The 4,248-nt window shown below is 67.5% G+C and carries 4 protein-coding genes; all 4 read left to right on the top strand.

Translation table 11 applies throughout. From position 1 onward, the window contains the following. Window positions 1-486 (top strand): glutamate ligase domain-containing protein (locus tag HMPREF9440_RS11345; RefSeq protein ID WP_008541212.1); only part of this gene is annotated, 486 nt, incomplete at its 5' end. 37 nt (window positions 487-523) lie between these two features. After that, complete coding sequence (gene mraY / locus HMPREF9440_RS02580; RefSeq protein WP_008541211.1) at window positions 524-1,678, top strand: phospho-N-acetylmuramoyl-pentapeptide-transferase; 1,155 nt, start codon at window positions 524-526, stop codon at window positions 1,676-1,678. 73 nt (window positions 1,679-1,751) lie between these two features. After that, the gene (gene murD / locus HMPREF9440_RS02575; RefSeq protein ID WP_008541210.1) at window positions 1,752-3,188 is read left to right on the top strand and encodes a UDP-N-acetylmuramoyl-L-alanine--D-glutamate ligase; all 1,437 of its coding nucleotides are present in this window, start codon (window positions 1,752-1,754) and stop codon (window positions 3,186-3,188) included. Further along, window positions 3,188-4,248: peptidoglycan glycosyltransferase FtsW (locus HMPREF9440_RS02570; protein ID WP_008541209.1), on the top strand; the 1,061-nt coding region annotated here is incomplete at its 3' end. The genes murD and HMPREF9440_RS02570, both read left to right, overlap by 1 nt.

Below are 4,248 nucleotides of genomic sequence, written 5' to 3'. Positions count from 1 at the left end.
GCCGCCGTCGCGGCGATCGTTCCGCCGGAGGCGATCCGCAAGGGCCTCGAAGCTTTCCGGCCCGTGCAGGGCCGGGGCGAGCGGTTTGAGAACGCCGCCCGCGGGCTTCTCGTCACGGACGAGACGTACAATGCGAATCCCGACAGCGTCAGGGCCTCGGCCGAAGTGTTGGCGGAGGCGCCCGGACGGCGCTTCTACATCCTCGGCGACATGGGCGAAACGGGCTCGGAAGGCCCTGCCTTCCACCGCGAGGTGGGCGAACACATCCGCGCGTTGGGGATTGAAGAGCTTTGGTGCGTCGGGGACCTCTCGGCCCACGCGGCCGAAGCCTTCGGGCCGCATGCGCGGCACTTCGACTCGGTCGAAGCGCTCTGCGCGGCGCTCCCCGAGCTCCCCGAAGAAAACGCGTCCGTCACCGTGAAGGCGAGCCGCTTCATGAAGTTGGAGCGCGTCGTCGAAGCGCTCCGCGCCCGTTGGGAGCTCTGATTCCGGCGCTCCACTTTTTCGAAAGAACGATTCCGTCATGCTTCTCGAACTTTTCCGTTCGCTCGCCGAAACCCATTCCGGCTTCGGCGTCTTCAACTATCTGACGCTGCGCGCGGTGCTCGCGGCGCTCACCGCGCTCACGATCGGGTTCGCCTTCGGGCCCTGGATGATCCGGAAGCTCCGTGCGATGCACTTCGGTCAGGCCGTGCGCGACTGCGGTCCGAAGACCCACCTCGTCAAGGACGGGACGCCGACGATGGGCGGGGCGCTGATGCTCCTGGCGATCGCCGTTTCGGTGCTCTGCTGGGCCGACCTCTCGAACCGCTTCGTCTGGGTGACGCTCTTCGTGACGTTGGGGTACGGTGCGATCGGCTGGATCGACGACTACCGGAAGGTCGTGCACCACAACCCGAAGGGGATGAGCGCGCGTGAGAAGTTCGCGTGGCAGTCCGTGATCGGCTTCGCCGCAGCCTTCTACCTCGCGATCGCGCTCTCGGTGCCGCCGGGAGGCACCTTGACCGAGACGATCGCCGCCTGGTACGACGCGCGGTTCCCCTTGGACATCTCGACCAACATCCACCTCCTCATCCCGTTCTTCAAGGACGTGGCGCTTCCCTTCGGGATCATCGGCTTCACGCTCTTTACCTACGTCGTCATCGTGGGGAGTTCGAACGCGGTGAACCTCACGGACGGCCTTGACGGCCTCGCCACGCTCCCGACCGTGATGGTGGGGAGCGCCTTGGGGATCTTCTGCTACGTGGTGGGCCGCCCCGACTTTGCGTCCTACTTGATCTTCCCCCACATCCCGGGCGCGGGCGAACTCGTGATCGTCACGGCCGCGTTGGCCGGGGCGGGGCTCGCCTTCCTCTGGTTCAACGCGCACCCGGCGCAGGTCTTCATGGGGGACGTGGGGGCGCTCGCTCTTGGCGGGTGCTTGGGGACGGTCGCCGTCATCTGCCGCCAGGAACTCGTGCTCGCCGTGATGGGCGGGATCTTCGTGGTCGAGACGCTCTCCGTCATGATTCAGACGACGTACTTCCGCTATTCGGGGGGCAAGCGCATCTTCCTGATGGCGCCTCTTCACCACCACTTTGAACTGAAGGGCTGGAAGGAAACGCAGGTCGTCACGCGCTTCTGGATCATCACGATCATCCTCGTGCTGATCGGCCTCTCGACCCTGAAGATCCGCTGAGTCCCGAACGCCGGAAAGCCATCCCTGAGAACCAACCGCCTCCGAACCGCCCGCAACCACAAGGCCCATCGCCATGACCACAAAGCTTCATCATGCGCCTCTCGCGCTCGTTGCCGGACTCGGCGCATCGGGGCGCGCCGCGATCGAATGGCTCGCGGCGCGCGGTTGGCGCGTGCGCGCCGCGGACACCCGCGAAGCGCCTTCGGGTTTGGAAGCGCTCCGGGCGGCGCACCCTGAAGCGGAGATCCGCACCGGGGGCCTCCCCGTGAGCTTGTTGGACGGCGTCTCGATGCTCGTCATGAGCCCGGGGCTCTCCACCGTCACCGGCGCGGCGGCCCCGTTGGTCGCGGCGGCGCGCGAGAGCGGCGTGGAGGTCGTGGGCGAAATCGAACTCTTCGCGCGTGAGCTCGCAAGGCTGCGCGACGAAAAGGGCTACGCCCCGAAGGTTCTCGGGATCACGGGGACGAACGGCAAGACCACGACGACGGTGCTGACGACGCGCATGTGCGCTCATGCCGGGCTTCGTGCGGTCGCGGCCGGGAACATCGGCCCCAACGCCGTGACGGAGCTCCTCAAAGCGGAAGCTGCGGACGAACTCCCCGACGTCTGGGTGCTGGAGCTCTCGAGCTTCCAGTTGGACACCACGACGAGCCTGCGGCTCACCGCCGGGGCGCTTTTGAACATCACCGAGGACCACGTCGACTGGCACGGGTCCATGGACGCGTACGCGGCCGCGAAGGCGAAGATCTTCACGCCGGGCGCCGTCGCGGTCGTGAACCGCGACGACGCGGGCGCTTTGCGCCGCGCCGAGTGCGCGACGGGCCCCATCCGCACCTTCGGCGCCGAGGCGCCCAAGGCTCCGGGCGACGCGGGTCTCGTCGACGCGCCCGGGGGCGCGGTGTTGGTCTGCGGTGATGCGGTGATCGCCCCCGAGCGCGATCTCCTCATCGCCGGCCGCCACAACGCGATGAACGCGATGGCGGCGTGGCTTCTGGCGGGCGCCGCAGGCGCCCCGGAAGCGGCGCGCCGTGAGGCGCTCCTCACGTACCGCGGCGAAGCGCACCGCGTCGAGCGGGTCTTCACGCATGAGGGGGTCGACGTCGTCGACGACTCCAAAGGCACGAACGTCGGCGCGGTGGAGGCCGCCGTCAAGGGCTTCGCCGCGCAGGGCCGACGCCTTCTCATCATTCTCGGGGGCGACGGCAAGGGGCAGGACTTCTCGCCCTTGGCCGCGGCGCTCAAGGCCCGCACGGGCGGCGTGGCCCTGATCGGGCGCGACGCCCCTGCGATCGAGGCCGCCTTGGGCGACGTCGGCGCGGAAAAGCGCCGCTTCGGCACCTTGGAAGAGGCTGTGGCCTGGCTCTGGAGTTTGAAGCGGCCCGGCGACGTGCTCCTTTTGTCGCCCGCCTGCGCCTCCTGGGACATGTTCCGCGACTACGCGCACCGGAGCCGCGTCTTCATCGAGGCCGCGAAGAAGCTCGCGGGTCTCCCCTTAAAGGAGGTCCGCTGATGCGCCCGGCCGCCCGACGCGACGACCTTCTGGTCTGGAACGCGAACGCCCGCAGGTCGCCTCCCGGCATCGACTGGGAGGTGCTCTTCTGCGTGACGGCGCTCCTCGCCATCGGAGCCGTGATGGTCTTCTCGGCGACCGCGAGCTTTGCGGAGAATCCGAACTACAACGGGACGGCGTACTCGTACCTGATCCGTCACCTCGTCACGATGGGCGTGGCGGCCGTCGCCGGCTTCATCGTCTACCGTTTCCCGATGAGCTTCTGGGAGCGCTGGGCCTTCCCGATCGGCGCCGTCTCGGTGCTCTTGCTGGTCGTCGTGCTGATTCCCGGAGCGGGCCGCGAGGTGAACGGCGCCGTGCGCTGGATCGGGCGAGGCGCCTTCCAGTTCCAGGTCTCTGAGGCCGTCAAGGTGGGGGCGCTTCTCGTCGCCGCCGCCTTCACCGTTCGCAAGCAGGAGTACATGCACTCCTTCCAACGGGGACTCTTCCCCATGGCGATCCCGATGATGGCGATCGCGTTCCTTCTGATGCAGCAGCCCGACCTGGGCGCGACCGTCGTCATCGTGACGATCGTGATGGGGGTGCTCTTCATCGGGGGGCTGGCGCTTCACATCTTCGGCACCGTGATCGCGCTCGTGGCGGCCCTCGTCGTCGGGATGATCATGATCACGCCCTGGCGCCTGGGGCGCGTCTTCGCGTACCTCGACCCCTGGGACGAGAAGTACGTGCTGGGGCAGGCCTATCAGCTCTCGCATTCCCTGATCGCCTTCGGGCGCGGGGAACTCTTCGGCGTGGGGCTCGGAGGCTCGATCGAGAAGCTCAACTATCTCCCCGAAGCCCACACCGACTTCATCATGGCGGTGGTCGCGGAGGAAACGGGCTTCGTCGGTGTTATCCTCATTCTCTTCATTTTTTACTGGCTCATCCGCCGCGCCTTTGAAATCGGGCGCCAGGCGATCAAGATCGAGCGCTACTTCGCGGGTCTGCTCGCGCAGGGCGTGGGCGTGTGGTTTGCGGCGCAGGTGTTCATCAACATCGGCGTCGCGAGCGGGGCGCTCCC

Origin of the sequence: Sutterella parvirubra YIT 11816, assembly GCF_000250875.1 — a bacterium.
In the GTDB taxonomy this organism is placed as follows: Bacteria; Pseudomonadota; Gammaproteobacteria; order Burkholderiales; family Burkholderiaceae_F; genus Sutterella; species Sutterella parvirubra.
The sequence above is the reverse complement of the archived record's forward strand: the minus strand, read 5'-3'. Positions and strand labels throughout refer to the sequence as shown.

Bases quoted from the DNA above. Each gene is read 5' to 3' on its own strand.
- mraY (WP_008541211.1), top strand. From the start codon at position 524: ATGCTTCTCGAACTTTTCCGTTCGCTCGCCGAAACCCATTCCGGCTTC.
- murD (WP_008541210.1), top strand. From the start codon at position 1,752: ATGACCACAAAGCTTCATCATGCGCCTCTCGCGCTCGTTGCCGGACTC.